Annotated in this window: 23 protein-coding genes and 2 tRNA genes; 14 read left to right on the top strand and 11 right to left on the bottom strand. The window is 63.5% G+C overall.

The window, feature by feature from the left end:
• The 3 genes from VFW93_RS12895 to VFW93_RS12885 form a co-directional block, all read right to left on the bottom strand.
• The coding region (locus VFW93_RS12895; RefSeq protein WP_329694393.1) for a tyrosine-type recombinase/integrase at positions 1-760 on the bottom strand (760 nt) is incomplete at its 3' end.
• Positions 761-1,013: 253 nt separating this feature from the next.
• Positions 1,014-1,090 (bottom strand) — tRNA-Arg (locus tag VFW93_RS12890).
• 13 nt (positions 1,091-1,103) lie between these two features.
• Positions 1,104-3,467: a heavy metal translocating P-type ATPase gene (locus VFW93_RS12885; protein WP_329694392.1), complete on the bottom strand. Its 2,364-nt coding sequence runs from the start codon at positions 3,465-3,467 to the stop codon at positions 1,104-1,106.
• 160 nt (positions 3,468-3,627) lie between these two features.
• Here VFW93_RS12885 and VFW93_RS12880 point away from each other — a divergent pair, with 160 nt between their 5' ends.
• The 3 genes from VFW93_RS12880 (at position 3,628) to VFW93_RS12870 (ending at position 5,233) form a co-directional block, all read left to right on the top strand.
• Positions 3,628-3,837 carry a cation transporter gene (locus VFW93_RS12880; protein WP_290676815.1) on the top strand — a complete coding sequence of 70 codons (210 nt, stop codon included), beginning with the start codon at positions 3,628-3,630 and terminating at the stop codon, positions 3,835-3,837.
• Positions 3,821-4,282 carry a Cu(I)-responsive transcriptional regulator gene (cueR, locus tag VFW93_RS12875; RefSeq protein WP_329694391.1) on the top strand — a complete coding sequence of 154 codons (462 nt, stop codon included), beginning with the start codon at positions 3,821-3,823 and terminating at the stop codon, positions 4,280-4,282. Before VFW93_RS12880 ends, cueR begins: the two co-directional genes overlap by 17 nt.
• A gap of 81 nt (positions 4,283-4,363) precedes the next feature.
• Positions 4,364-5,233, top strand: a complete 870-nt coding sequence (locus tag VFW93_RS12870) for an alpha/beta hydrolase (RefSeq protein ID WP_329694390.1) — start codon at positions 4,364-4,366, stop codon at positions 5,231-5,233.
• Here the strand turns inward: VFW93_RS12870 and VFW93_RS12865 are convergent.
• The 4 genes from VFW93_RS12865 to VFW93_RS12850 form a co-directional block, all read right to left on the bottom strand.
• Positions 5,222-5,698: a type II secretion system protein gene (locus VFW93_RS12865; protein WP_329694389.1), complete on the bottom strand. Its 477-nt coding sequence runs from the start codon at positions 5,696-5,698 to the stop codon at positions 5,222-5,224. The genes VFW93_RS12870 and VFW93_RS12865 overlap by 12 nt on opposite strands.
• A 120-nt stretch (positions 5,699-5,818) precedes the next feature.
• The gene (locus VFW93_RS12860; RefSeq protein WP_329694388.1) at positions 5,819-6,517 is read right to left on the bottom strand and encodes an SCO family protein; all 699 of its coding nucleotides are present in this window, start codon (positions 6,515-6,517) and stop codon (positions 5,819-5,821) included.
• Positions 6,514-6,996: a hypothetical protein gene (locus tag VFW93_RS12855; protein WP_329694387.1), complete on the bottom strand. Its 483-nt coding sequence runs from the start codon at positions 6,994-6,996 to the stop codon at positions 6,514-6,516. The genes VFW93_RS12860 and VFW93_RS12855 overlap by 4 nt, the downstream gene beginning before the upstream one ends.
• Positions 6,983-12,649 carry a PA14 domain-containing protein gene (locus VFW93_RS12850; protein ID WP_329694386.1) on the bottom strand — a complete coding sequence of 1,889 codons (5,667 nt, stop codon included), beginning with the start codon at positions 12,647-12,649 and terminating at the stop codon, positions 6,983-6,985. The genes VFW93_RS12855 and VFW93_RS12850 overlap by 14 nt, the downstream gene beginning before the upstream one ends.
• A 398-nt stretch (positions 12,650-13,047) precedes the next feature.
• On the opposite strand from VFW93_RS12850, the gene VFW93_RS12845 reads away from it, so the two are divergent.
• From VFW93_RS12845 to VFW93_RS12800, 10 genes are all read left to right on the top strand, one after another.
• The gene (locus VFW93_RS12845; protein WP_329694385.1) at positions 13,048-13,761 is read left to right on the top strand and encodes an autoinducer binding domain-containing protein; all 714 of its coding nucleotides are present in this window, start codon (positions 13,048-13,050) and stop codon (positions 13,759-13,761) included.
• Between the two features lie 114 nt (positions 13,762-13,875).
• Positions 13,876-14,235, top strand: a complete 360-nt coding sequence (locus tag VFW93_RS12840) for a DUF4902 domain-containing protein (protein WP_329694384.1) — start codon at positions 13,876-13,878, stop codon at positions 14,233-14,235.
• A gap of 89 nt (positions 14,236-14,324) precedes the next feature.
• Complete coding sequence (locus VFW93_RS12835) at positions 14,325-14,894, top strand: acyl-homoserine-lactone synthase (protein WP_329694383.1); 570 nt, start codon at positions 14,325-14,327, stop codon at positions 14,892-14,894.
• A gap of 213 nt (positions 14,895-15,107) precedes the next feature.
• Positions 15,108-16,346 (top strand): aminotransferase class I/II-fold pyridoxal phosphate-dependent enzyme, encoded by a 1,239-nt coding sequence (locus tag VFW93_RS12830; RefSeq protein ID WP_329694382.1) that lies wholly within the window; start codon positions 15,108-15,110, stop codon positions 16,344-16,346.
• 49 nt (positions 16,347-16,395) lie between these two features.
• Positions 16,396-17,262: a class I SAM-dependent methyltransferase gene (locus VFW93_RS12825; RefSeq protein WP_329694381.1), complete on the top strand. Its 867-nt coding sequence runs from the start codon at positions 16,396-16,398 to the stop codon at positions 17,260-17,262.
• Positions 17,263-17,276: 14 nt separating this feature from the next.
• Positions 17,277-18,428, top strand: coding sequence for an acyltransferase (locus tag VFW93_RS12820; protein ID WP_329694380.1), 1,152 nt, complete (start codon positions 17,277-17,279; stop codon positions 18,426-18,428).
• A gap of 9 nt (positions 18,429-18,437) precedes the next feature.
• Positions 18,438-18,779: a multidrug efflux SMR transporter gene (locus VFW93_RS12815; protein ID WP_329694379.1), complete on the top strand. Its 342-nt coding sequence runs from the start codon at positions 18,438-18,440 to the stop codon at positions 18,777-18,779.
• A 2-nt stretch (positions 18,780-18,781) separates the two neighbouring features.
• The gene (locus VFW93_RS12810; protein ID WP_329694378.1) at positions 18,782-19,216 is read left to right on the top strand and encodes a DUF5360 family protein; all 435 of its coding nucleotides are present in this window, start codon (positions 18,782-18,784) and stop codon (positions 19,214-19,216) included.
• A 4-nt stretch (positions 19,217-19,220) separates the two neighbouring features.
• The gene (locus VFW93_RS12805; RefSeq protein WP_329694377.1) at positions 19,221-19,949 is read left to right on the top strand and encodes a hypothetical protein; all 729 of its coding nucleotides are present in this window, start codon (positions 19,221-19,223) and stop codon (positions 19,947-19,949) included.
• Positions 19,950-20,008: 59 nt separating this feature from the next.
• Positions 20,009-20,803 carry an SDR family NAD(P)-dependent oxidoreductase gene (locus VFW93_RS12800; RefSeq protein WP_329694376.1) on the top strand — a complete coding sequence of 265 codons (795 nt, stop codon included), beginning with the start codon at positions 20,009-20,011 and terminating at the stop codon, positions 20,801-20,803.
• 125 nt (positions 20,804-20,928) lie between these two features.
• Here the strand turns inward: VFW93_RS12800 and VFW93_RS12795 are convergent.
• The 4 genes from VFW93_RS12795 to VFW93_RS12780 all read right to left on the bottom strand — a co-directional run bounded on the left by VFW93_RS12795 (position 20,929) and on the right by VFW93_RS12780 (position 24,334).
• Positions 20,929-21,005 (bottom strand) — tRNA-Pro (locus VFW93_RS12795).
• A 55-nt stretch (positions 21,006-21,060) separates the two neighbouring features.
• Complete coding sequence (locus tag VFW93_RS12790; protein WP_329694375.1) at positions 21,061-21,822, bottom strand: acetoacetate decarboxylase family protein; 762 nt, start codon at positions 21,820-21,822, stop codon at positions 21,061-21,063.
• A gap of 17 nt (positions 21,823-21,839) precedes the next feature.
• Positions 21,840-23,225: an acyl-CoA dehydrogenase family protein gene (locus VFW93_RS12785; RefSeq protein ID WP_329694374.1), complete on the bottom strand. Its 1,386-nt coding sequence runs from the start codon at positions 23,223-23,225 to the stop codon at positions 21,840-21,842.
• Positions 23,222-24,334, bottom strand: a complete 1,113-nt coding sequence (locus VFW93_RS12780; RefSeq protein WP_329694373.1) for an acyl-CoA dehydrogenase family protein — start codon at positions 24,332-24,334, stop codon at positions 23,222-23,224. The genes VFW93_RS12785 and VFW93_RS12780 overlap by 4 nt, the downstream gene beginning before the upstream one ends.
• A gap of 170 nt (positions 24,335-24,504) precedes the next feature.
• On the opposite strand from VFW93_RS12780, the gene VFW93_RS12775 reads away from it, so the two are divergent.
• On the top strand, positions 24,505-25,412 hold a 908-nt coding region (locus VFW93_RS12775; protein ID WP_329694372.1), incomplete at its 3' end, for an AraC family transcriptional regulator ligand-binding domain-containing protein.

The raw sequence follows: 25,412 nt of genomic DNA, 5'->3' as shown, positions 1-25,412 counted from the left end.
TCTTGGCTGCGGGGATGGTCCACAAGGCCGCGGCGGTGTCAATCTCGGCCCACTCCATGGCCCGGATGTTCCCCGGTCGCTGGAACAACAAGGCCGACAGCATCAAGGCCGCCCGGGTGATGGGCTGGCCGGAATACGAGTGAATGGCGCGCAGCAGTTCGCCCGCCCTACCCGGCTCCAGTACGGCGGCCATGTGCGTGACCACCACCGGGCGTAGCGCTCCCTGCAGATCTGGCGCTGGGCTGCGCTCACACCGGCCGGTCTGGATGCCAAAGCGGAACACCTGGCCAGCCGTCTGCCGAAGGGTGTGGGCCGTCTCGATCGCGCCCCGCTTCTCTACCCGGCGCAGTGCATCCAGCAGGATGGGCGCGCTGATGTCGGTCAAGGCCATGGACCCGATGTAGGGGAACAGGTCTTTTTCCATGCGCTCCAGCCACCTGGCCGCATACCGATCGCTCCACCCGCCGGACTTGTTCTTGTGGAACTCCCTGGCCACAGCCTCGAAGCTGGTGTCCTTGGCCACCTTGTTGGTGATCTTCTCGACCTTGCGCTTTTGCACCGGGTTGGCGCCAGTCCGGCGCACCGCCTTGGCCTCGTCGCGCGCTATCCGGGCAGCCTTGAGCGTAACAACCGGGTAGCTGCCAAGCGCCAGGCGGGACTCCTTACCGTCCGGGTAAAACTTCCAAAACCACCGCTTTGACCCGTTAGGGGCAACCTCCAGATAGAGGCCGCCACCGTCCGTCAGGCGGCGGCGTTTCATGCCTTCTGGGCATGTTGCATTGCGGCAATCGGCATCGGTCAACATCGGGGCAATCTCGGGCTGGCTACCGGGGCATGACACCGGGTAACGTTCCCCGGTTTTCTGCTTTGCCCCGATTCGTTCCCCGACATGTTCCCCGGAAATCTTCCGGATGTCAACGGACCAAAACGAACCATTTCGACCGATATTTGGCTCGATCTCCTAGGGAAACGTCCATTTTCTGAACAGTTCTGAACGCTAACGGATGATCGGCTGGCCTGCCCGGAGGGACTCGAACCCCCGACCTACTGCTTAGAAGGCAGTTGCTCTATCCAGTTGAGCTACGGGCAGCCAGACCGCCAGTTTAAGCGATACGCGCGGGCCGCCAGCGAGACAGCCACAGTGCGTTGCTCACCACACTGACGCTGCTGAGCGCCATGGCCGCACCGGCCAGCATGGGATTGAGCCCGCCAAACGCAGCCAGCGGGATGCCCACCACGTTGTAGCCAAACGCCCAGGCCAGGTTCTGCCAGATCTTGGTCGAGGTGCGGCGGGATATCTCCAAAGCCGCGGGCACCAGCATCGGGTCACCGCGCATCAAGGTCACGCCCGCTGCCTGCATGGCCACATCGGTACCACCTTCGGGATTGGCCATGGCCATGCCCACATCGGCCGCCGCCAGCGCAGGGGCATCATTGAGCCCGTCACCCACCATGGCCACGACCTGGCGCTGCCCATCCTCGCCTTGCTGCAGGCGCTGGATGTGATCGGCCTTGTCGCCCGGCAGGACCTCGGCTATCACCTGCTGGATGCCGAGCTTGCGGGCCATGGCCTGGGCGGCGCCCTGGTTGTCGCCGGAAATCATCACGGTGCGCACATTCAAGGCATGCAGACGGGCCACGGCTTGCGCGGCACCCTGCTTGAGCTCGTCGCCGAACGCCATCACGGCCATGACTTGCCAGGCTGGCGCGGTGCCAGCGGCCTCGTCGTAGGGCGGCTGGTACATCAGCCACGACACAGTGGCGCCCTCGCTGGCCCAGGCTTGCGCCTTCTGAGGCAAGGCCCCTTCGGCGTGACCCACCAACTCCTGCATCCACCGCGTGCTGCCCAGTCGCCACTCACCGGCCCAGGCGTGAAGGCCATCTGCCGGCAACACCCCACTGACACCGCGCCCGGGCACCGACTGGATCGCCTGGGCAGACCACGCGTCCACCGCCGGCTGCCCGGCCTCTGGTGCCAAGGCCTTCAGGGCCTCCAGCACCGCCTTGGCCAAGGGGTGCTCGCTACCCGCTTGCAGGCTGGCCGCCACACGCAAGGCCTGGATGCGATCCCAGCCCGCAGTCACATCGGCTGCCCCGGGCACCTGCCAATCCAGCAACCTGGGATGGCCCTGTGTCAGGGTGCCTGTCTTGTCGAAGGCCACGATCTGAACGCGGTGCGCCATCTCCAGCGCCTGAGGATCCTTGATGAGGATGCCCTGCCGTGCCGCCGCCCCCGTTCCCGCCATGATGGCCGCCGGCGTAGCCAGGCCCAGCGCACATGGGCAGGCAATGACCAGCACGGCCACCGCGCGGATCAAGGCCACATCGCCGCCCTGCCCTGATAGCCACCAGCCCAGCCCGGTCAGCAAGGCGACGACCAGCACGGTGGGTACGAACACCGCAGAGACCCGGTCGACCACGCGCTGGATCGGCGCCTTGGCGGCCTGCGCATCGACCACGCGACGGATGATGTGAGCCAGCATGGTCTGGCTGCCCACCGCCGTGACCTGCATCACCAGGCGCCCTTCGGCGTTGACCGCACCGCCCGTCAGGCGATCGCCCTGCGTCTTCGCGACGGGCAAGGGCTCACCGGTGAGCATGGCCTCGTCCACATGGCTGCTGCCCTCCGTGATCAGGCCATCCGTGGGGATGCGCTCGCCAGGGCGCACGATCAAGGTGTCGCCCACCAGCACTTGCGCCAGGGGCACGGTCACTTCACCTTGCGGGCCCAGGCGACACACGGTGTCCGGGCGCAAGGCCTGCAAGGCACGGATGGCCGCGGTGGTCTCACGCTTGGCACGCGCCTCCAGCGCCTTGCCCAGCAGGACCAGGGTGATCACCACGGCCGCCGATTCGAAATACAGATCAGGCGCCTGGTGTGCGGTGTGCGCCGCATGCTCACCGTGTACGCTCTGGCTTGCCTGCGCATGCGACCACCACAACCAGCACGACAGCCCCCACGCGGCACTGGTGCCCAGCGCGACCAGTTGGTCCATGTTGCCACTGCGATCCTTGAGTGCCGCCCAGCCCGCCCTGTAAAAGCGCGCGCCCAGGCCGAATTGAACCGGCGTGGCCAGCGCAAACTGAACCCAGGCGGGCCAGAAATGGTGTGCGCCCCAGAACATGGGCAAGACCAGTGGCAGGCTCAAGGCGCCGCCCAGCAGCACCCCACCCCATACCTGCCACCAGGGCAGGACCTCTTCCTGAATCGGTGCATCGGCCTCCTGCACCTGAGCGTGATAGCCCGCGTCCTCGATCGCTGCCACGAGGCCCGACGGGTCAAAGGCACCGGCATCGGGGACCAGCGTCACGCTGGCGGTCTCGGTCGCGAAATTGACCTGAGCCTCCTGCACACCCGCTACCTTGCCCAGGGCGCGCTCCACCCGCCTGACGCAGGCCGCACAGGTCATGCCCCGCACGGCCAGTTGCACGTGGCCATCTGAGAGTGATTGAACGTTGGCAGACATGTTCGGCCCGGCGAATTGGAGTGGCAATGATGACAGTGTGAACCTTGACACCATGGCAAGGTCAAATTGATCCCGATCAGCTACCCTGCTCTTGACCTTGCCATCATGGCAAGGTTCAGACTGATCGCGTTGACAATGCGATCACATGCAAAGGATCTCCATGAGCGAAGCCACCAGCCATCAACTTCAGGTCAAAGGCATGACTTGCCAGCACTGCGTGAAAGCGGTAACCAAGGCCATCCAGGCGCTGGATTCAAGCGCCACCGTGTCGGTTGAACTGCCTCAAGGCCACGTGACGGTGCAAACCACCCTGAGCCGTGAAGACACGGTCAAGGCCATCAGCGATGAAGGCTATGACGTCCAGGCCTGAGGCGATTCAGCCCATCAACATTGGCGAAGCGTCGAAGCAGACTGGTGTGTCTGCCAAGATGATTCGCCACTATGAAGGCCTGGGCCTGCTGCCACCACCGCCGCGCACCGACTCCGGCTATCGCCTGTTTGATGCCGATGCGGTGCACACCCTGCACTTCATCCGCCGCGCGCGTGACCTCGGCTTCGGTATGGGGGACATCGCGCAGTTGCTCGACCTGTGGCGCAACCGGCGGCGCTCCAGTGCCGCGGTGAAGAAGCTCGCCATGACCCATGTGGCCTCGCTGCAAGCACGCATCGAGGCACTGGAAGCCATGAAGCGCACGCTCAGCGATCTGGCCGAACAATGCCATGGCGATGACCGCGCCGGGTGCCCGATTCTGGATGACCTCGCTGGTGCCGACAAACCGCTCGCCTCTGCCTGCTGCGACGCCGACCGCCACTGAGTCGGTCCGTCGCATGAGACCCGACGCACCGGCGGCTTTGGGTGCATGATCGCGGTCGAACCCCAACAGAGGAGACCGACCATGCCCCACACCACCGACAAGGAGTGGCCCTTGCAGCAATCCAGCCTGAACGCCTGCGGCATCAACACGCGTGTGTTCCAGGGCGGGGTCAACCTCAAGGCCACGGAGGCGGTGGTCTTTGTTCATGGCAACCCGGGCTCCAGCGAAGACTGGCGCGCCCTGATGCAGGCGGTGGCGCCACACGGTCGCGTCATCGCCATGGACATGCCCGGCTTTGGCCAGGCAGACAAACCCGCCGAGTACCCTTACTCTGTGGAAGGTGGTACGGCCTTTCTGACGGAGGCCTTGCGCCAGCTCGGCGTGCTCAAGGCGCACCTGGTGCTGCATGACTTTGGCGGGCCCTGGGGCTTGATGTGGGCGGCCATGAACCCCTTGGGCCTGGGCAGCCTCACCTTGATCAACACCGGCGTGCTCAAAGGCTACCGCTGGCACTACATGGCGCGCATCTGGCGCACACCCATCCTGGGTGAGCTGCAGCAATTGATCACCAACCGCAGTGGCTTCAAATGGGCCATCTCGGTGGGCTGCCCCAAAGGCCTGCCGCTGGCATTCGTCAACCGCATGTATGACGACCTGGACTGGGGCACCAAGCGCGCCATCCTCAAGCTCTACCGCGCCACGGGCGATCTGGACAACCGCAGCCAGGCGCTGGGCAAGATGCTGGCGCCGCTCAACCCACCCACGCTGGTGGTATGGGGCGCCGCAGACCCCTACTTGCCGGCACGCTACGCCGAGCAGCAGAAGGAAACCTTCGCCAAGGCCCAAGTGGTGTTGCTGCCGCAAAGCGGGCACTTCCCGTTTGCGGATGATCCCCAGGGTGTGGCCGACGCCGTGGTGCCCTTCTTGCGCCAGCAGCTCTCAGCAGCCTGAGGTCTCTACGGTGATGATGGGCAAGCCGCCATCTGTCTGGGGTGAGGTGTAGCTGACCGAGCAATTGGCCGCCTGTGGTGCGCCATCCTTCTGGAACACGGTGCGATCAGCCACGTGCACGGCGGTGAAACCCGAGAGCTGCAAGGCGTTTTCGATGCCGGATGGATCGCCGCCTTGTGGGTACCCGCGCTCCATGTGTACGCGGCCATTGGGCAGGTTCAGCACCGAGCGCCCCGCGGAAAGCTGGCAATCAGGCTGGGTGGCGCACTTCACGTGCATCAGCACGCTGGCGGACTCCACTGCACCATCCAGCCCGGCGATGACCGACTTGCGCGCTTCACCAGGCAGATCCACAAATGCCGGCAAGGCGGTGGCTGACACACTGCCCATGATCGTGATGGCACAGACCATTTCGAGCAGTGAGGTTCCTCGCTGGGCGGCTAGAGAAGAAGGGATACGGCGCATGAGTGGCGAACCTTCACTGCGTGTGGCGAAGGTTTGTCGTCTGGTGAAATCAGTGAGCAATAGGTCTCACTGGATTCTAGAAGGCCGTGCGCACCCTGCCCACCTCCGGATGAGTGGCCCTCAATCCGGACTGCGCTCGATGTCCGCCATGATGGCCACGATCTGTGCAGCTGTGGGCAAGGAAGGCGAGCGGTACACCAGGGCGCCTTTTCGGTTCACGAAATAGACCTGGCCAGGATGGGCATCCAGAGAATCCCCCTTGGCCTCGCCACCTTTGCTCAGCAGATCCTGCATCGCCTTGACATCGTCCACGGACGGCACGGCGGCCAGCCACTGGGCTGTGGGTTCGTAGGGCTTGATCCAACGAGCCAGGGCCTGAGGCGTATCCGACAAGGGGTCAATGCTCAAGGACAGGAACTGCGCCTGTGGTGACAGCTTGCCCGCGGCCAGCTTCTGGGCCTGCGCAAACAAGGCCCCCTGGATGGGGCAGATCGCCGAACAGTTCGTGTAGACCAGCTGGATGGCCGTGACGTGGCCCATGCACAAGGCGGCCAGATGGGTGATTCGGCCCTGATGCGTCTGAACAGGCCAGGCCGGCAAGGGTCGCACGGGCAACACCGGCCCGAAAGGGAAATGCTGGCTGACACGCTCGGCAGCAGCCTGCTCCTCCGACTTCTTCGTTGCACGCTTGAGGCCCGGCTTCTCAGCAGCAGGGGCGGCCAACGCAGCGCGCCAGGCCATGCCCGCCATCAGGCCCAGCAACACGTGGCGCCGTCTCGTGAGCGTGGCACCGAAGTCCGCAGCTTGTCGGCGCGTCATCGTGAAGTCAGATAAGTCCACAGTGCGGCACATTGTGCCTCGGTGGCCTGGTAGCGCGGCATCACGGTGCTGACCATGATCATGGCGGGATCGACACCAGTACGCAGCAACTGACACAGGCTGCGGGCGTCATAGACGGTCTCGGGCCCCCCATGACGCAAGCGAGCCTGCTGGAGCCACATGGCGCTCAAGGGGCTGGCATAGGTGCGCGCAGACACCGCGGAAGCCGCCTGATCCGACAAAGGCACAGGCTGGCGCGCCTCGTGGCAATTGCTGCAGCGCGTGGCCACCGCAGGCAGGCCCATCGACTGACCGGCCAGCGAAGCGTTCATGGCCTGCTCGCCACGAAACAAGGCCTCGCCCTCGGACAGTTGTGCTCGCCGCTGCCACCACGCATAACCCCCCGCCAGCGCTGCACCGATCACCAGCAGGATCAGCAACAACCCCCAGCGTGACAAGCCCGCATCAGAGCGGACCATAGATCACCCCGATGGCATTCAGAGAGGTACCGGCATTGCCCGCAAAGCCCAGCACGCGGTTGCCCGTGGGCACGGTGTAATCGAAGGCGGTGGTGCCGGTCTGCCCCTGGCCTGTGCCGTAAGGGCCCAGTACACGCCCCGTGTTGGTCACGAAGTTGAGCACCGAGATCACGCCGGTTGAGCCCACCTTGCCATAGATGCGAACCAGGTACTCGCCAGCCGGCCAGGTCACGGTCTTGGCGCTACCGCCTGTGCCACCGTGTGAAGGCAGGTTGGCTGGTGTGGCCAGCCCTTGAATGGCATCCAGCCACCACCCTGAGCGCACGATCACGCCAGTGAGCTTCTGCCCAGCCACAACAGGATCGGCAAAGGGCGTACCGATCGTGGTCTTGCCGAAGATGGTGCCGGTTGTGTAGGGCAAGGGGGCGGCACCTTCCTCACTACCGATCTGGCTGAGGTAGGTCACCAGGTTGCCCATGTCGGTGCTGTTGATCACCGCACCATTGAGGCTGGCGCTGTTGTGGGCGCTGACCGCATCGGCCAAGGTGGCCGCAGAGCCATCGTGCAGATAAGGCCCCGTTGTCCACACATCGCGTAACGTGGGAACGTCGATGCCAGGCAAGGCGCCACCCAGACGGGTACCACTGCTGGCCTTGATGCTGCCGATGTCCTTCAACAGGCTGGCGTCACCGCTGCTGGTGAAGTCATTGCCTGCATGGCACCTGGCGCAGTTGAAGGCCTTGAACACAGCCTTGCCCGCCACCGCAGCGGCAGTCAGGGTGCCATCGGCATTGCGGTTGGGCGATGGTGCGAAGGTGTTGAGCGAGGCCACGTAAGCGGCCATCGCATCCAGATCCGCGCTGACGCCGGCCTTCTTGTCCCCCAGGGACTGGCTGCGTGTGCCCAGCTTGAAGTCAGCATCGTTCATCAGACCCGTACCGCCAGCCAGACCGCGAATCTGGGCTTCGAAGTCCTGTACCTCGTCGAAGTTGGCGCTCCAGTGCAGGAAGCCATCGGCCATGCCACCACGGCCACGCAAGGTGATCGTGTTGCGCAGGCCTTCACCCAGCCCGGTCAGGTCCCACACGCGGCCATCGTGGCCACCGTCGTTGTGGCAGCTGGCACAGCTCATATAGCTGTCGCGTGCCAGACGAGGGTCGCGTGCGTCATAGAACAACTGCTTGCCCTTGAGCACCGTGGCGGGCAGCTTTTCCGTGGTGATGGCATTGAGCGTGGCTTGCGCATTGAGCGTGGCCTGGCCGAAATTCACCAGCGGCGCCAGGTCGATGACGCTAACCGAGCGGCTCATGAAATTGCTCACATACAGCTTCAAGCCATCGGCAGACACCACCAGGCCTTGGGGTGCCAGGCCCACTTCGAGACGGAACAGCTCCTGCTTGCCCGCGGCGTCCACCACCGCCACCTGACGGTTGGTTTCCAGCGCGACAAACAGATAGGCGCCCTTGGGATGGAAGGCAGCCGCGCTGGCCACGCTGGACAAGTTGAAGTCCACACGACCGGCCAGGTCCTCGCTGAGGCTGCCCATGTCGATGCGCGAGCTGATGGAGCGCACCGTGTGCTTGAACTCCAGGTTGTTGCCATCACGCAGCGTGCCGCGCTTGATGTTGTCCTGCTTGGAAGGCACCCAGGCCGTTTGTCCATCAGGCGAGATGGCCGCAGCGCCCAGGTAGTTGGGGATCCCCCGACCTGAGTTGGTGCCATCAACACGCTCGCTGTGCGCCAGCACGACGTTCTTGCTCAGGTTCATGGTGCGAGGGTCGACCACCAGCACATCGGCCCCGACAGGATTGCCGGTTGCGTTGGTGGTGCTGACAGTGGCCGAGCCCTCACCCGGCAGCGGCCTGGTGATGAAGCGAGACAGCAGAAGCTTGTCACCTGCAGCACTCACCGCCATGTGGCGCACGTCCATGCCAATGTCCAGTGACGCCAGCTGCGCACCGGTGCTGCCGTCCAGCTTGAGCAGCCTGCCACCAGCCTCCAGCGTGACCAGGGCGGCGCCGTCTGCAGGCGAGAACACGATGCCATAGGGCTGAGACGCACGCGGCAGGCTGATCGTCTGTGCCACCGCCAGCGTGCCGGCGTTGATGACGCTGATGGACGCGCCCGACTTGTTGACCACCCACATGCGGCCATCATTGGCACGTGCGATGCTGCGGGGCGCACTGCCCACATTGATTTCTGCCACGCGGGCATTGGTGGCCGTGTCGAACACGCTGACCGAATCGTTGTCCGCGTTGACCACCCACAGGCGGGTCGACGCACCGGTGCGCGCCTCCAGCGCCAGATTGGATGTGGCGCGGCTCACCGACGTTGTTGCGCCATTGCCCACAGCTTGCAGGAAGCGATATGACGACACGCGACCGTCCACCGTACGCACGGTCAGCACCACGTTGTAGACGCCTGGCGCACTGAAGATGTGACTGGAAGCCGCCGTGGCACTGAAAACTGTGTCACCCGTGCCGTCGCCATAGTTCCAGCTGTACTGCGCGCTCGCGCCGCTGCCCATCACCGGCGCATAGCTGGCTGCACCGCCACTGCCCACCAGAGGTGCAGGCAGCGAGCTGACTGTTGGCACCGCGTCCAGCACCGTCAACTGGAAGCTGGTCGATGCGTTCAAACCACCATCGTTGGCAGCCGTCACCGTGACGTTGAACACACCTGCCGCCGCGGGGCTGCCCTGGATCACACCACTCACCGGCGCGATGCTCAGACCAGCAGGCAAGCCGGTGGCTGTGTATGTCAAGGGATTGCCATCCACATCGCTGGCGCTCACTGCCAGATTGAAGTTGCTGTTGATCAGACCCGTCTGAGCGCCAATGGCGTTGATGGTCGGCGTGTGATAGACGCCAGGGCCACCCCAGACCTGGACTTCCGCCAGATGCAGGTAGTTCTGGCCAATGAACTGCACGCGCACATAACGTCCCAGCCCATTGACCGGGATGCCCATGTTGCTGACCACATTGGTGGCAGCCACCTTGCGCTGGATGACCTTGGGATCGGCCAGCAGATCGGCCAGCGTGCGACCGGTCATGTCAGTCGGCGAGACCAGCACATAGAAGTTCTGCAACCGGCCTGTATTGCTGTCCGTGCGGTTCCACAACTGGATCAGATCGATGCGGCGAAGGGTGCCCAGATCCACCTGCCACCAATCCTGCACCGCAGTGGATGCCGTATGACTCACGGAGCCAGCCGAATAGGTGCCATTGGTATTGCCGTCCACCGCACGGCTGGCGGCCGCGGTCTCATAGGTGGAAGACTGCGTGGCAACCTTGGCTTGTGCCAGGTTGGTGGTCGACGGTGCCACACCTGGATACAAGCGATCGGCAGGCACGGCCACAAAGGCCGTGGCACCGGCTGGCTGCCAGTTCAGTTGCATGGTGGCCCCACCACCTTGTTCGAAATACTCCACGACAACCGCATAGCGCTGGCCGGCCACCATGTTGACCATGGCGGTATTGGTAGTGGGCGCGTGGGCGGTCCAGTTGTCGATCACGAGCTGGTTGTTGACCCACACGCGAACGCCGTCGTCGGTGACGGTCTGGATCTGCGTGGCGCCAGAGCTGACCGCCTCGATCGAGCCGACCCAGCGCACCGAGAAGTTGTCGGCCGGCAGGCCCGTGGCAGGTGCACCATTGCCCCACGCGAAGTTGACGGCCTGCGTCGTCTGCAGCGCCACGATCCCGCTGAGCGTCGTGTTGTTGAAGTACTGCGCCAGCAGGCCTGTGCCCGTGCCAGCGCCGATCACGTCCAGCGTGGTGTCAGTGCTCACGGTCTGGGTACCATTGCTCACGCGAACGGTCACCACATACTTGCCCGGCACGGTTGGCGTCCCAGTGATGGCGCCCGTGCTGCTGTTGATGGTGACGCCTTGAGGCAGGCCTGTTGCGCTGTAAGTCAGGGTACCCGTTGCGGTCGATGCCTTGACGCTGGCATTGACCGTGCCGCCAGCCGTCACCGTGATGGCAGCCTGAGCCGGCAGCACCGGGGCGCCGTCATTGCTCACGGTCACGAAGCGCGCCACGGAAGGCGTGCCATTGGCATTCATCGCAAACAACATCCACTGGCCTGGAACCAGAACACCCGGGTTGCTGGGGATGTTGAGCGCGTAGTGGGTGGCGTCCGTCTGCGTGAACGACAGCGATACACGCCGCTGCCCATTGTTGACCGCGTGCGTCACCGCGCCCAGCCGCACCATGGCAAAGCCCGTGATGGCAGAATCCGTTTCCACATTGGCGGTGCTGCCGTAACCCACCTTGTCGGGCGACACCGTGATGGCCGGGCGTGCAGCCTTGCTGCCATCGGCATTGAACAGATACGGCGGTGACATGATCTCCGCATCGGCATGGTCGGCCGCGCAAGCGCACAGACCGCCACCGCCCACCATCACCCTGGCATCAGGCAGCAACACCGCCACGCTGTGATAGTTGCGCGCCACCTTCATCGGCGGCAACACGGTGAACTTGTTGGTCACCGGATCGAAGATTTCAGGCGCCAGCACGGCATTGGAGTCCGAGAACTCCAGCGTGGTGGTCTGGCCACCGACCACCACCACCTGCCCGTTGGGCAGCACCACGCTGTTGGAAAAGGTGCGCGGGTACGCCATCGGCGCCAGCTTCTGCACATCCACACCGCCATTGTTGGTGTCCAGCAAATAGGCGCCGGCGCTCGATGGTGTGTTGTTGTTCCATGAAGAGCCGCCCACCTTCAGGATCTTGCCGGCCTCGAACATCACCGTGTTGGCGGAGAAGGCCAGGCCATCGTCGCCACGCTGGCCAGCCGGCGTGTAGCTGCCATTGCCTTGCGTGTCGATCCAGTACATGTCCACCGCAGGCGCGGCCAGCAAGACCTTGCCGTTACCCGTTGGGATCAGGTTGTAGTGCGAGTTGCTCTGCCAGCTCTTGAAGGTGCGGTCCATCATGAACTCAGGCACATCCGGCACGCCGCTGAGTTGACGCCACCCTCCCGCCAGCGTGAAGACTTCCGCTCCCTTCGCCCCGGCGGTCACATTGCCCCAGGCACCCCCCAGGGTCAAGACCGAACCATCGGCCAGCGTCGTGCTGCCGGGGTAGCCCCGTGGCACGGTTACTTTGGCCGTGGCCTTCCAGGTGTTGGCTACCGGGTCATACAGCGAACTTTGCGCCGCGTCGTACCCTCCGTTGATCAGCAAGCTGCCATCAGCCAGACGGGCCGTGCCCGGGCAGAACATGTTGTGCGCCGTTTCGGTCACGTTGCGGGACACGGAAGTGCCCGTCACCGGATCGAACAAGGCGGTCATGGTGTTGCCGCTGGCATTGAAGTTGTTCGTCAGGTTGCTGGCCCACACCAGCACCTTGCCATTGGACAGCAGCGCAGCGCCCACCGGCACCACAGGCAGCGAGACGGGCGCATCCCACCGCGTCAAGGCGGCTTGCTCGGGCGTGAGTGCGGCGTAGGTGTTCTGCCCCGACACCAGCGAAGCGCTACCAGACGGGGCCCCCACCGAAGCCGTGTTACCGCTTGCCAGCAAAGAGCCGGTGTCAGTGCCACTCACCAGTTGAGAGGCTGCATAAGCCAGCGCAGATACGCAAGCCACGAGCAGGACAACTCGCTTGAGTTTGTTTTGTCGACTGGTGATGAGAATCTTGTTATTCATGGGCAACCGCTTCCGCCAACACGCCAGCCCACCCGACAAAACATGTCGATAAATGGATGCCGTTCTATATGTTTTGATTTGTTAGCAATATGTCAATTGTTAACAAAGGGCGGATTGTGTTGCGCTGTGCGAAACGATGGCAACCACTCATCTAAATGCCTGAAGCCCCTTTCCCCTTATTCGAATGGCAGCGGCAAAACCACAGGAGGCGAATCACGACAGCCATTCGGCGCGATAAGACAAATCGACGGTTTCACGGTCCAACCAATCCCCTTTGCAAGACATCGGCGTCGTAGAACGCTCACCCCATTTTCTGCAAAACTTAGGGATGGCGTGATAGGTCATTTCAGGACAGCATGCCGCATTTCAACGCTTGCGGCTGATGGGTTGGTGGCGTGATGAACTCGTGGGCAGAAGATCTCTTGACGGCGTTGGAAAACGCGCAGACGCAACAAGGCGTATTTGCCACCATCGAGCGGGCGGCGCGAGCGCTGGGTTTCGAACAATGCGCTTATGGCCTGCGCTCGCCTATTCCCTTGAGCAACCCTCGCGTGATCATGTTCAACAACTATCCGACGGGTTGGCAGCAGCGCTACACCCAGGCTGGGTACCTGGAAACCGACCCGACCGTTCGGCACTGTCGCAAGAGTCAGTCCCCGCTGATATGGAGCGACCAGGTTTTCGCCAGCGCCAAGGAGTTCTGGGCAGATGCCCAGTCATTCGGATTGAAGATCGGTTGGGCCCAGTCCAGCCTGGATGCTTACGGTGGTGGCGGCATGCTCACGCTGTGCCGATCCAGTGAACCCCTGTCGAAGGCCGAACTCGACGACAAGCAGATGAAGATGCACTGGCTGGCCAACGTCGCGCACACGGCCATGACTCGGGCCACGGCACGGGCCTGGTGTGATGAAGACCAGCGCCCCCTCACGCGCAAGGAGACAGACATCCTCAAGTGGTGCGCCGATGGCAAGACCTCCGGTGAAATCGCCGAGATCATGTCCATCTCGATCAACACGGTGAACTTTCACCTCAAGAACGCATCCGGCAAATTGCGCACGGCCAACAAGACTGCCGCCGTGGTACGCGCAGCCATGTTGGGCCTGCTGAGCTGAGCAGGGTTGATGCTCGACAGCCGGGCTCAAGGTACATCCCCTTGACGTGCTCATCGCGAAGCGGGCAAATTACCAATCCCCGGCTTCACGCTGACCACACAGGGACATACGGCCATGATCCAAGAAGATGGCTTCGTTCGCCTATCGCTGGATGAGATGCTGTCCATGCGCCTGCAGCATCTGCTGTGTGGCATTGATGGCGATGTCACCACACGCTGCGGCACCGTCACCTCCATCTCCGGCTACACGGAATGGGTGGGCATCACGGACCCGCAGGTCAGCCTGGGCTGGGACTGGCGGCTGGAAACGATCAACGGCGTGGTGCGCTACGTCAGGGTCGGCCTGCCGCGCAGCAACGTGATGCTCATCGACGAGCGACACCTCGACTATGGCTGGCAGCGCAACTTCCAGACGCTGGCCACGGTCGTCGATGCCCTGCAATGGCGTGACAAGGTGACCCACCTTATAAGTTAGCCCGCGCCACCTCGAACCTACAAATTCTGGTAGTTACGCGCCGGGCACCGAGAGGGTGAAATCACTTCAACTGCATCAAGGAGGTTGAGGTGGAATACATCGCAGGCACAGCTGCCCATTTGACACCTGATCTGATGACCGGTGTGGCACGCTACCGGCATCGCGTCTTCGTTGAAAACCTGGGCTGGGAACTCAATACACATGACGGACTGGAGCTGGACCAGTTCGACGGGCCAGACACCGTGTACATGGTGGCGCGTGATGACGAAGGGCAACTCAATGGCATCGCACGCCTGTTGCCCACCACCAGGCCCTACCTGCTGCAGGAGGTCTTCCCCCAGCTGATGGGCAACCTCGTCCCTCCCCGACAGACTGACGTCTGGGAACTGTCCCGCTTCGCCGCCATGGACTTCAACGAGCACAGCGCCAATCCGATGAGCCAGTTCTCATCGCCCGTGGCCGTGGGGCTGCTGCGCACCGTGCTCGCCTATGCAGCGCAGCACGGCGTCCAGCGCTTGATCACGGTTTCCCCTCTGGGCATCGAGCGCCTGCTGCGGCGAGCAGGCTTTGCAGCACACCGTGCCGCACCACCGGTGGTGATCGAGGGACGCCCCCTGTTTGCCTGCTGGATCGAGGTTCAAGGCCTGCTCGCCTCGTGATGCGAGGCGGTCAATTGGTGCCTGGCAACTACCAGTCCTGGTAGTTGTCCATCTGGTCACCGTGAGCCACAGTGACACATCAAGCCGGCCAACGAGTCGGCAAGAGATTCATTCATCCATAAATAAATCAGGGAGCCCTGTTCACAAGGGCAGATCGCTGCGGCCTCAGCACGCTGGGCAGCATTTGTTCAACCATCCAGGCAAGGGTCCGCCATGCACACGGAATCTGATCCCACATGTCCACCTGACGCGGGGTGGTACCACGATCGACGCTATCGCGTGTTCAAGCAGGCGAAGGCCGAGATCGGCCACCTGCTGGGTTACTTCGAAGCACGCCATTCGCACAACGGCCACACGGTACAGACAGAGACGGGCCAGGAGGTGATCAACTTCTCCGGCTATGACTACCTGAGCCTGTCGCGTCATCCTGAAGTGCAAAAGGCCACACTGGACGCGGTGGCGCGCTTTGGCTCCAGTGCGGGCGCCAGTCGACTGGTGTCTGGTGAAACGCCACTGCATCAGGCTCTGGAAAGGCGCATCGCCGAATTTCTGGGTGTTGAACGCGCACTGAGTTTCGTCAGCGGCCACGGTGCCAACGTCACCACGATCGGCTTTCTGTTCGGCAAGAATGACCTGATCGTGCACGACGCCTACATCCACAACAGTGTGTTGGAGGGCATCAAGCTGTCCGGTGCGGAGCGTCGCAGCTTCAACCACAACGACATTCAGGATCTGGAGGAAAAGCTCAAACAGACCCGCCACTTCAAGCACGTGCTGGTGGTGGTCGAAGGTGTCTACAGCATGGACGGCGACGCGCCTGATCTGCGCGCCATCGTGGCGCTCAAGGCGAAATACGACTTCGTGCTCATGGTGGATGAGGCCCACTCGCTGGGTACAGTCGGTGAGACAGGGCGAGGCATCGCCGAGCTGTACAGGGTCCCGCCAGAAGCCATCGACATCCTGATGGGCACGCTCAGCAAGTCGCTCGTCAGCTGTGGTGGCTACATCGCGGGCAGGCGCGATCTCATCGACTTTCTGCAATACAACTGCCCCGGCTTCGTGTTCAGCACGGGCTTGCCACCTGCCAACGCGGCGGCGGCCCTGGCCGCGCTCGACATCATCGACCGTGAGCCTGCGCTGGTGGAAGAGCTGCAAGACAAGGCACGTTACTTCCTGGACCAGGCTCATGCAGCGGGGCTGGATACGGGCACGGCAGGTGGCACGCCGGTCTTTCCGATCTACCTCGACCAGCACGCGGCCATCCTCGCCTGCAACGCGTTGCGAGAAGGTGGTGTCAACGCCTTCCCCATCATCTATCCAGCCGTCTCCAGGAGCGCGGCACGCATCCGCTTCTTTCTGAACCGGGCACACAGCCACGCACAGATCGACAAGACGATCCGCTTGCTCTCCAGTTACCTGAGCACGCTGTCCGATCCTGGGCTGGCAGCCTGACAAGGCCTCGCCGGTACCCCCTCAACCAAGCCTGTCATCACACCCCATCATGAAAGCACTCAACACACTGCGCCTGGCCTTCAACACCGTCAGGTGGAACATATCCGGCAACTTCGCGGACGTGCAGCGCGACTACGATCAGGCCGCCAGCACCTACGACAGCTACTACGGTCGCTATCTGGGCAGCATCACGGACCAGTTTGCCGACAAGATCCCCCTCAAGGGACAAGAGCGAATTCTGGAGCTGGCTGCAGGCACCGGACGCCTGACCTCAGCCGTGTGCAAGCGGCTCAAGCCCGAGGCCCACCTGACGGCCGTGGACCTGTCGGAAGGCATGCTCGCCGTCAACAAGGCCAAGAACGGCCATGGCGAGGGGCCCAGGGTCGACTTCTGGCATGGCGATGCGCTGGATGCCATCACCGAACGCAGTAATGAATCCCTGGACGCGGTCCTGTGCGCCTGGGGTGTCTGCTACTTCAACCATGACACGTTGCGCACACAGGTCGAACGCGTGCTGCGTCCAGGTGGCATTCTGGCCATCATCGAAAACCGCAAATGCACGCTGGCTGAAGTCAGCGCCTTGTTCGAGCAACTCATCGTCAGCCAGCCTCGCTACCTGCGCAAGGCCATCAAGATCAACCTGCCTGAAGATGCGGGCTACCTGGTCAAGAAGTTCTGCCAGGGGCAACTCGAGCAGATCAACAGCTGGAACGGTACGCTGGACATTCCGTATGAATCGGCCTCCGAGGTACGGGAATACATGCTGAAGTCCGGCGCGTCTGCGGGCTTCCTGGACGCCATCGAGCCCGCGTATCTGGACGAATTCCTTCACGCGTTTGAACAACTGGTCGCTGCCCAGAAGAAGCGCGTGCCGCTGACCCACCAGTTCAGCGTCCTGCTCGCCCAGAAGGCCTGAATCAGGATGCGCCTGTGACTGCGACACAAGCAAGCTGGCAGGTATCACGCAGCGACTGGGACGCCATGACCGCCATGAGGGGGTTGGCGGCCTTCTACGTGATGATCAGCCACATCTGGTTCCAGGTGTGGCCCGCCGTGGCGCCACCGCTGGGCTATGGCCACACGCCGACCGGCGCCTGGCTACAGGCCAGCGCCTGGCTCTACTACGGCCACTACGCGGTGGTGTTCTTCATCGTGCTGAGCGGGTTTTCGCTGGCAGCGGCCTGCCGCATGAGCTTGCCCCGCAACAAGGTACGCGCGTTCTATTGGCGGCGCTTCATGCGCATTGCGCTGCCCTACTACGTCGCCGTGTTGCTGTCCTGCCTGGTGATCTGGCTGACGGGCAGCGAACGCACCGGATCCCAATGGGACATCAGCATCCCCATCACCACATCCGGCGTGCTGTCTCATCTGCTGCTGCTTCAGGACTTTGTGGACAGCACGCAGATCAACTATGCCATGTGGTCGGTGGCCGCCGAATTCCACCTCTACCTGTGTTTTCCGATGATGCTGCGGTTCGCCACCCGCATGCCCTGGTGGTCCATCTTGCTGGTCTATGGTGTGGTGTATGGCCTCATCGCCGCACTGACGCAGCTCGCCATCCCGGACTTTCCGTTGCCTTACCTGGGCCTGATTGCCCACTTCTATGCCGGCATCTGGGCCTGCCAGCAACGCAGGTGGCTGATGGCTGCCGCACACCGCTGGTCGCGCGCACTGGGCCTGCTGGCGTTGGCCGGCTTGATGACGCTGTCACTGCAACTGGGCTTCGTGCAATCGGAACAGTACCTGGCTTATCTGGACGTGCTGTGCACCGCCGCCGCCGTGTTGCTCCTGTGGGCACTGACCGGTGGCACATCAGCCAGCCTGTCTCTGGGTGGCTCGTGGTGGCGGCGCGTGGGCGACTACGCCTACTCGCTCTACCTCACCCATGCCCCCTTGATCTTCCTCATCTGGCTGGGCTGCCGCCACTGGCTGGATGAGCCGCATCTGCAATGGCTGGCACTGTGCCTGCTCTGCCCACCTGTGTGCATGGTGTTTGCCAGGTGGTTTCATCACCGCTTCGAGCGTCCCTTTGTGGCCCACCTCGCCGCCCCCAGCCCCGTTCACATGCCCATTCGTTCATGAGGTTGACCGATGTCGTCTCCCCCCGCCCTGCTCCTGTCTCTGGCCATCGTGGCTGAGGTCATCGCCACCAACGCCCTGCGTGCGTCAGATGGTTTCAAGTACTGGCCGGCCGTGGTCGTCACCGCCCTGGGCTACGTCTGCGCGTTCTACCTGCTCGGGCTCTCGCTCAAGCACATCCCCGTCGGCGCGGCCTACGCGATCTGGTCCGGCGTGGGCACGGTGTTGACGGCAGCCATCGGCTACCTGGTGTTCCGCGACGCCCTGTCTGCCATGTCCTTGCTGGGCATAGGCCTGGTCATCGCCGGGGTGGTGCTGATCCAGCTGGGCAAACCTGCCTTGAATGCGGCCTGACCATGAACACCATTCCCATGGCGAGATGGCATGTTCAGCGCAGCTGGCCCGCACTGTGCGCCTACCTCCTGCTGGTGGACATCGGCCTGCTGTTGTACTGGCTGGTGGCGATGGCAGACATCCTGCCCCCGGCCTGGTTGTTCAAGGGCTACCACGACCCTGTGATATCGGCATGGAACTGGTCCTTTCTGCCACTGGACGTCCTGGCCTCGCTGACAGGCCTGGCAGGCATCGCGTTCACGCGGCAGGCCAGAACGGCCATGGGTGAAAGCCTGATCCTCGTCAGCCTGAGCCTGACCTTTTGCGCAGGGCTCATGGCGCTGTCTTTCTGGGCCCTGACCGCCGACTACGACCTGTCATGGTGGGCGGCCAATGCCTTCCTCATGGTGCCCTCAGGTGCCCTGATCGGCGCGCGCCTGCGCGACATGGAGGCCTGACACCTTGCTGGGACATACAGGCACACGGCTGGCGTTGATCGGTGCCCTGTGCTGGCCAATGGGATGTTGCGCATGGGGCACCCTGGCCGATCTGGACGCACCGCCGGCAGTGGACCAACTCGGCGTCGGCCTGGGCTGGCTTCAAGTCCCACGCTCGCCAGAGGGCACGCACCATCGACAAGGGCTGCTGCCACTTGTCGACTACATACGCCACGATGGCTGGTTCCTGTCGACACAACATGGCGCGGGCTGGCAGACCACCTGGCTGGGGGGCTCGACCGCTGGCGTGAGGCTCTGGCCTCAGTGGGGGCGAGCACGGGAAGACGCAGGCCTCAACGCCCCCGCGATCGGCCCTCGGCTGCAAACGCAGGCGTTTGGCAACGTGCGCATCCACCCGGCACTGTGGTGGCAAAGTGCCTTGTCGCAAGGGGCTGCGCAACACCGTCAGGGCTGGCAGGCCGAAACCGGACTTAGCTCGGGCTGGACCACATCGGCCGGATGGATCGGCATCGGCGTGGCCGTCAGCTATGCCAATGCGGCATTCAAACGAGACTACCTCGGAAGCGACCGCGCTGGCTGGGCAGACTGGTCATGGCGCATCGGCGCCTCGCAGCAGCTCGACAAGTCGTGGCGGGTGGAAGGCCAATGGTTGCAGGCCCGAACCTGGCCAGACGACGATCGCGCTCATCACAGCAGGCGATTCATGATCAACCTGGTGAGAGACATACCGTGACGCTCAACGGTTTGTTCTCCACGCGCCAGACCGGCAGATCGTCACCTCGTTTTGCGGGGATGGCGGTGACTGTGGTGGGCGCAACCGGGGGCTTCGGCGAAGCGCTCGTCGAGGCCTTCACGCGCGAAGGTGCACAGGTCACCGCCCTGGCGAGGAGCCACGATCGCCTGCAGGACCTGGCATCGACCTGGGGATGCCGCGTTTTGCGCGTGGACCTGCTGGCCCTGGAGACCTTGGCCAACATCGCTGCTCAACTGGGTCGGCAGGACATCGTGGTGTTTGCCACTGGCGCCGACGTGCGCAAGCCTTTCCTCCTGCACAGTCAGGATGAGATGGCTCAACTGGTGAACGTCAACCTGCTCGGCCCCATCGTCCTGACGCGTGCACTGGCCGATCGCTGCATGAAACCATACGGCGTGATCGCCCACATTGGTGGCTTTGGCGATGGGCATCTGGCTCTGCCTTACTACGCCGTGGATGCGGCCACGCGATCTGCCCTGGCAAGCCTGTGCCAGGCGCTGCGCAGGGAGTTTCAGCTCGAAGGTCGTGCGCTGACCGTGAGCTACCTGTGCCCCGAACCCGCCGACACAGCTGCCGAGCGACCTTTCGGGCCGCTCTGGGCTCGCATGGGCGCGCCCTTGGTCAGCGTGGACCGGGTGGCCGACTTTGTGCTGACAGCCCTGGCTGCCAACTCGCCGTCTGCGGTGATGGGGCGGCAGACCTGGTGGCTGAGCAAGGCCAATGCGCTGTGCCCCGCGCTGGTCGATCGACTGATGCGGGGGCAACTGGGGCGGCAACTGAAGGCCGCGTTTGGCACCCCGCATCCGGCACAAGGGCTGGATGAGCGCGGTTGACTGACGGCAAGCACGGGAGGTGCAACGGCCCAGCACCAAACACGCACCAAACACGCACAGGACACGCACCGAGCGAACAAAAGGAAACGGGTCAGCTTCTTGCGAAACTGACCCGTTGAATTGGATGGTCGGGGCGGTGGGATTCGAACTCACGACCCTCTGCTCCCAAAGCAGATGCGCTACCAGGCTGCGCTACGCCCCGACGAAGCTGGCATTCTATACTGAAAATTCAGCCCGGTACAGATGTTGTTTGAAAATCATTTCACAGGCACACCGGAAGGCAGGATGGCATGCATGCCTTGGATGGTCTGAACCATCAGGGGCCTGGCCCCGTGCAGACCCAGCCCACGCAGGCGCGCACTCAAGGGATGGGCACCTCCGCCATCACATTGCAAGCGCACCTCACCCCCCAGGCCATGGCGCATGCGCCCTCGGGTGTTGATCACCGTGCGCAGCAATTGCCCCTTGAACAGCGTGTAGGTCATCAGGTTGGGCGCGGACATCTTCACGCCTGCCCCCACACGCCCTGACAGGCGGCACAACAGATCTCGCCCATCTTCGCTGCGCACGGCGCAATCCAGATCACGGTCGCGCAACTGGAAGTCGATGGGCACGATGATCTTGGGGTAGCCCCAGCAATCGTGGCCAGCAGCATGGGCCGCCGCCGTGGTGACGGGCAAGTCCGCCACGTACATCCCGGGCAGCGAGGACTTGCCCCAATGCCAGGCTGCCGTGTCCTTGAACTTCGATGTCACCGGGTGCCCGGCCACGGCCACGCCCATCTCGTTGTAAGGGCCCACCGAGGTATCCACGTACTCGAAGAAGGCCACGGTCACCAGGCCCTTGCCGGGCCGCAAGGTCACAGCCTTCAGCTCGGGCGGCAGCACGGCCTGCGCCTTGTCCTCGTCCACCAGAAAGGAAGCAAACACGGCTGCCGCGTTGTAGTACAGGATGGGCAGTTCCACAGGCCCGACTCGCGTCGGGTAGGTCTGCCTGTCCACGTCAAAATAACTTCTCATGATGTCTGGGTCCTTGTTCACACGCTGATGTGGAGGGGCTCACCGGCCATGCGGGCCAGCAGCTGGGTTTGCATGTCTTCGATCAGGCCCAGCCGGTTGATCTGGTTGGTGCCCTCGAAGATGCGGGTCAGGCGGATGTCGCGCAGCAGCTTCTCCAGGCCGGTGCCCGTGCGCGCACCGTGCTCGGCCATCAGGGCCATGCCCATCTCGCAGATCGCCTGGGCCCGATCGGTGGCCATGAACTTGCTGATGCACGCACCGGCTTGCCTGGCCTGCTGGCTGCCACTGGCTTGTTGCCACAACAGCGAGCGGATCGTGCGGGTCTCGGCCACCATCTGCGCCAGCTGCAGTTGCACCTCCTGATACGAGATCAAGGGACGGCCGCCCAGGCGGGTGTCCATGGCATGGTTCAAGGTCAGCTCGCAGGCACGACGGGCGATGCCCACGGCCATGGCTGCCACCGGATAGCGCGAGGCATTGAGAGTGGCGCGGTTGAGCGCCCAGCCCTTGCGCAAGCCGCCGATCACATCGGCTTCCGGCACGAAGGCATCCTCGAAAGTCAGCTCGGCGGCGCTGCTGGCACGCATCCCCATCTTCAACTCGGTGCGGCGGGCGCGCATGCCAGGGTTGCTGGCGTCCAGCATGAAGCAGGTCCAGGATTCGAAGCCCTCGCCTTCCAGCGCAGCGAACACGGCGACCTTGCGGGCCACATCACCACCGCTGATGTAGCACTTCTGCCCGCTGATCCGGTAACCGCCAGGCACCGCCCTGGCCACCACGCGAGGACGGTTGGTGTGCGCGCCATGGCCATCTTCCGCATCGCTGCCGGCCGTGGGCTCGGTGATGGCGTAGGCAAACAGATGCGGCCTGCCTTGCATGAAGTCCTGGTGCATGGGGCGGATGAATCGCCACATCGCTTGCACATCGCCACTGAGCAGCACGGGCGCCAGGCCCAGGTGATGGGCGCTCAGCAACAGCATCTGGCCCGCACACACGGCCGACATCTCTTCCACCTGAATGGCCATGCGGTAGGCCGGCGAGAAGCGCATCTCCCACCACGAAGCCGAACCCAGCGGGGTCGGCACGACGTTGGACATGTAGCCTGCATGCCCCGCCTTGATCAGCAGTTGCCGCGCAGCCGGATGCAAGGTGCCCGGCTGCGCGTGTTCGGCCTCGTCCAGCAGGCGCACATTGGGTGCCATGTGGGTCTGCGCGAACTGGCGGACGCGACGGCGCAAACGCCCCAATGCGGCCGGCAGGCTGGCCGTGTCCATCTCCCACAAGTCGGCGGGACCATAGTGTGTCAGCGCACGCCCCAAGGTGTTGAGCTCCTTGATGCGCTGCAGGGGATTGAGCATGTGCAGGGGCGCCACATGCCCTTCGATGTGATCCAGTGTGCTCATGCGCCTGCTCCCGCGTTCGCCCCTGAGATCGACGCCCAGTTGGCCGACATCAACTGCATCTCCAGGGGGCCACCGCTTTGCAAACGCAGGTGATTGACATCGCGCCAGCGTTTTTCAATGCCGTTGTCGCGCATATAACCCAGGCCACCGAAGGTCTGCATCGCCACGTTGGCAGCCAGGGCCAGGCCCTCATGCAAACGGTTACGTGCCCTCAGCACATCCGCAAAGCCGGGCTCGCTCAGGCGCTGCCCAGCCAGCACGGTGCGCACATCGGTCAGAGCTGCCTGCATGTCGGCCAACATGTTCTGCACCGCCGGGTGCCCGGCGATGACGCGGCCACCCTGAAAGCGCAGGGCGCTGAACTGCTGGGCCATCTCGGTCATCTGCTGGACGCAGCCTTGCTGGATGGCCAGCAAGCCCAGCCACTCCCGGTGCCAGATGTCGCGAGACAAGGCCTTGGCCTGGTCTGCGGGCAAGCTCACGATACGTGCCTGTTGCGGCACGAACTCACCGTCGTGCAGCTCGTCCAGGCCGTGACCCGGCGTGATGCCATGCACCTCGCCTTGAAGGATCTGCCAGGCCAGCGTACCTTGTGCGAACACGGGCGCCAGCAGCAGGTGAGCCTGCCCGTGCATCAAGCCCGCACAGACTCGACCTGGATCAAAGGCATCGCGCAACATGGCCTCGTCCACAGCCTGCCCGCACCACCAGTTGGCCAGCTCACCGCGACCAATGCCATGGCGGCCATGCAGGTTGACGCAGGGATGGGCCCGCTCTGGCGCCGCCTCGCCCAGCTGTTTCAGCAGGTGAAGCGCCAATGCCGATCGATGCAAACTCAAGGCCAGCGAGGCGCTCACCCTGGCAATCGTGGTGAGGTTGCGCAAGGTCAAGGCCAGTTGGGGTGCTTGTTCGCATCCTTCCCACAAGCCGCATCCATCATCTGATGATGTGTTGACGAAACCCTGATCCACGAACAGATCCAGCACCGCCCGGAACCGGTCTGGTTCACATGTCTGCTCCGGACGTGCGAACAAGTCCTCAGCCAGATCCCTGCAGATGTGCTGCAAACTGTCGCCGATCATGGCGATGTCTTCATCGCTCAATTGCACGACGTCTCCTCGTTGTGATGTACGAGGTGATACTAGGAGGGGGCTGGTCAGGTGTGGATGCTGCGACCGGTCAGGCTACTGATCGATCTGGCCAATTCACTGTCTGGCTGTCTTGGCTTGTTCTGCGTAAATCTGGATGTATGGACCTTCGCTCGCTTCGCGTTTCCACCATGTCGGTGTACCCCCTGCTGCAATGCGCGCTGGATGAAGGCTTGTCTGGCGAACAATTGCTGGCTGGCACCGGGCTGACCGAAGCCCTGCTGCGCGATGCCAACCGCGACATCCCTTTCAGCCACGAGTTGATCGTGGTGCGCAACTACCTGCGCCTGACCCGCGAGACCGTGCCCGGTCTGCGCGCGAGCACCTTCTATCACTACAACAGCTTTGGCACCCTGGGTGCGGCACTGGTGAGCCACCCCACCATGCTGGAGGCCTGCCGCTTCCTGGCCCGCTATGTGGACCTGACCTTCACGCCGTTTCGCATCCTGATGGAAGAAGATGGCGACCAGGTCTGCGCCCGTTATGTGGACTGCATGGACCTGGGCGATTGCCGCAGCTTCTACCTCATGCGGGATCTGGCCTTCATCCGCAACCTGAGCAAGGAGGCGGGCGCCGAGGACTGGGCAGAACTGGTGGACGACATGGACATCGCCATGGAAGCCCCGGCCGATCTGGCATCCGTGCAAGCCTTCTTTGGCTGGCCCTTGCACTTTGGCGCGGTCGAGACCCGCGTGATCGCCCGTAGGCAATCGCTGCTGAAGCCGCTGCGGCTGGCCAACCCGATCACGCTCAAGATCATGCAGGAGCAGTGCGATGCCCAGTTGCTCAAGCGCCAGCAGAACCCCTGGTCGCGGCAGGTCGAGAACCTGCTGCTCAGCACGCACCCCATGCCGGACCTGGGCACCGTGGCCGAACGCCTGCATTGCGCCGAGCGCACCTTGCGGCGCCGCCTGCAAAGCGAATCCTGCACCTTCCAGGATCTGGTCACGCAGGTGCAGCAGCAACGTGCCATCCATCATCTGCGGCACACCCAGTTGCCCATCGAGCTGATCGCCGAGAAGCTGGGCTACAGCGAGAC

Origin of the sequence: Aquabacterium sp. (assembly GCF_036279675.1) — a bacterium.
In the GTDB taxonomy this organism is placed as follows: domain Bacteria; phylum Pseudomonadota; class Gammaproteobacteria; order Burkholderiales; family Burkholderiaceae_C; genus Aquabacterium.
The sequence above is the reverse complement of the archived record's forward strand: the minus strand, read 5'-3'. Positions and strand labels throughout refer to the sequence as shown.

Excerpts from the sequence above, each read along its gene's own strand:
- VFW93_RS12810 (WP_329694378.1), top strand. The coding sequence starts at position 18,782 with ATGAACACCATTCCCATGGCGAGATGGCATGTTCAGCGCAGCTGGCCC.
- VFW93_RS12850 (WP_329694386.1), bottom strand. The coding sequence starts at position 12,649 with ATGAATAACAAGATTCTCATCACCAGTCGACAAAACAAACTCAAGCGA.
- VFW93_RS12855 (WP_329694387.1), bottom strand. The coding sequence starts at position 6,996 with ATGGTCCGCTCTGATGCGGGCTTGTCACGCTGGGGGTTGTTGCTGATC.
- VFW93_RS12865 (WP_329694389.1), bottom strand. The coding sequence starts at position 5,698 with ATGCGCCGTATCCCTTCTTCTCTAGCCGCCCAGCGAGGAACCTCACTG.
- VFW93_RS12885 (WP_329694392.1), bottom strand. The coding sequence starts at position 3,467 with ATGTCTGCCAACGTTCAATCACTCTCAGATGGCCACGTGCAACTGGCC.
- VFW93_RS12790 (WP_329694375.1), bottom strand. The coding sequence starts at position 21,822 with ATGAGAAGTTATTTTGACGTGGACAGGCAGACCTACCCGACGCGAGTC.
- VFW93_RS12880 (WP_290676815.1), top strand. The coding sequence starts at position 3,628 with ATGAGCGAAGCCACCAGCCATCAACTTCAGGTCAAAGGCATGACTTGC.
- VFW93_RS12845 (WP_329694385.1), top strand. The coding sequence starts at position 13,048 with ATGAACTCGTGGGCAGAAGATCTCTTGACGGCGTTGGAAAACGCGCAG.
- cueR (WP_329694391.1), top strand. The coding sequence starts at position 3,821 with ATGACGTCCAGGCCTGAGGCGATTCAGCCCATCAACATTGGCGAAGCG.
- VFW93_RS12825 (WP_329694381.1), top strand. The coding sequence starts at position 16,396 with ATGAAAGCACTCAACACACTGCGCCTGGCCTTCAACACCGTCAGGTGG.
- VFW93_RS12870 (WP_329694390.1), top strand. The coding sequence starts at position 4,364 with ATGCCCCACACCACCGACAAGGAGTGGCCCTTGCAGCAATCCAGCCTG.
- VFW93_RS12840 (WP_329694384.1), top strand. The coding sequence starts at position 13,876 with ATGATCCAAGAAGATGGCTTCGTTCGCCTATCGCTGGATGAGATGCTG.
- VFW93_RS12815 (WP_329694379.1), top strand. The coding sequence starts at position 18,438 with ATGTCGTCTCCCCCCGCCCTGCTCCTGTCTCTGGCCATCGTGGCTGAG.
- VFW93_RS12800 (WP_329694376.1), top strand. The coding sequence starts at position 20,009 with ATGGCGGTGACTGTGGTGGGCGCAACCGGGGGCTTCGGCGAAGCGCTC.
- VFW93_RS12785 (WP_329694374.1), bottom strand. The coding sequence starts at position 23,225 with ATGAGCACACTGGATCACATCGAAGGGCATGTGGCGCCCCTGCACATG.
- VFW93_RS12830 (WP_329694382.1), top strand. The coding sequence starts at position 15,108 with ATGCACACGGAATCTGATCCCACATGTCCACCTGACGCGGGGTGGTAC.
- VFW93_RS12860 (WP_329694388.1), bottom strand. The coding sequence starts at position 6,517 with ATGACGCGCCGACAAGCTGCGGACTTCGGTGCCACGCTCACGAGACGG.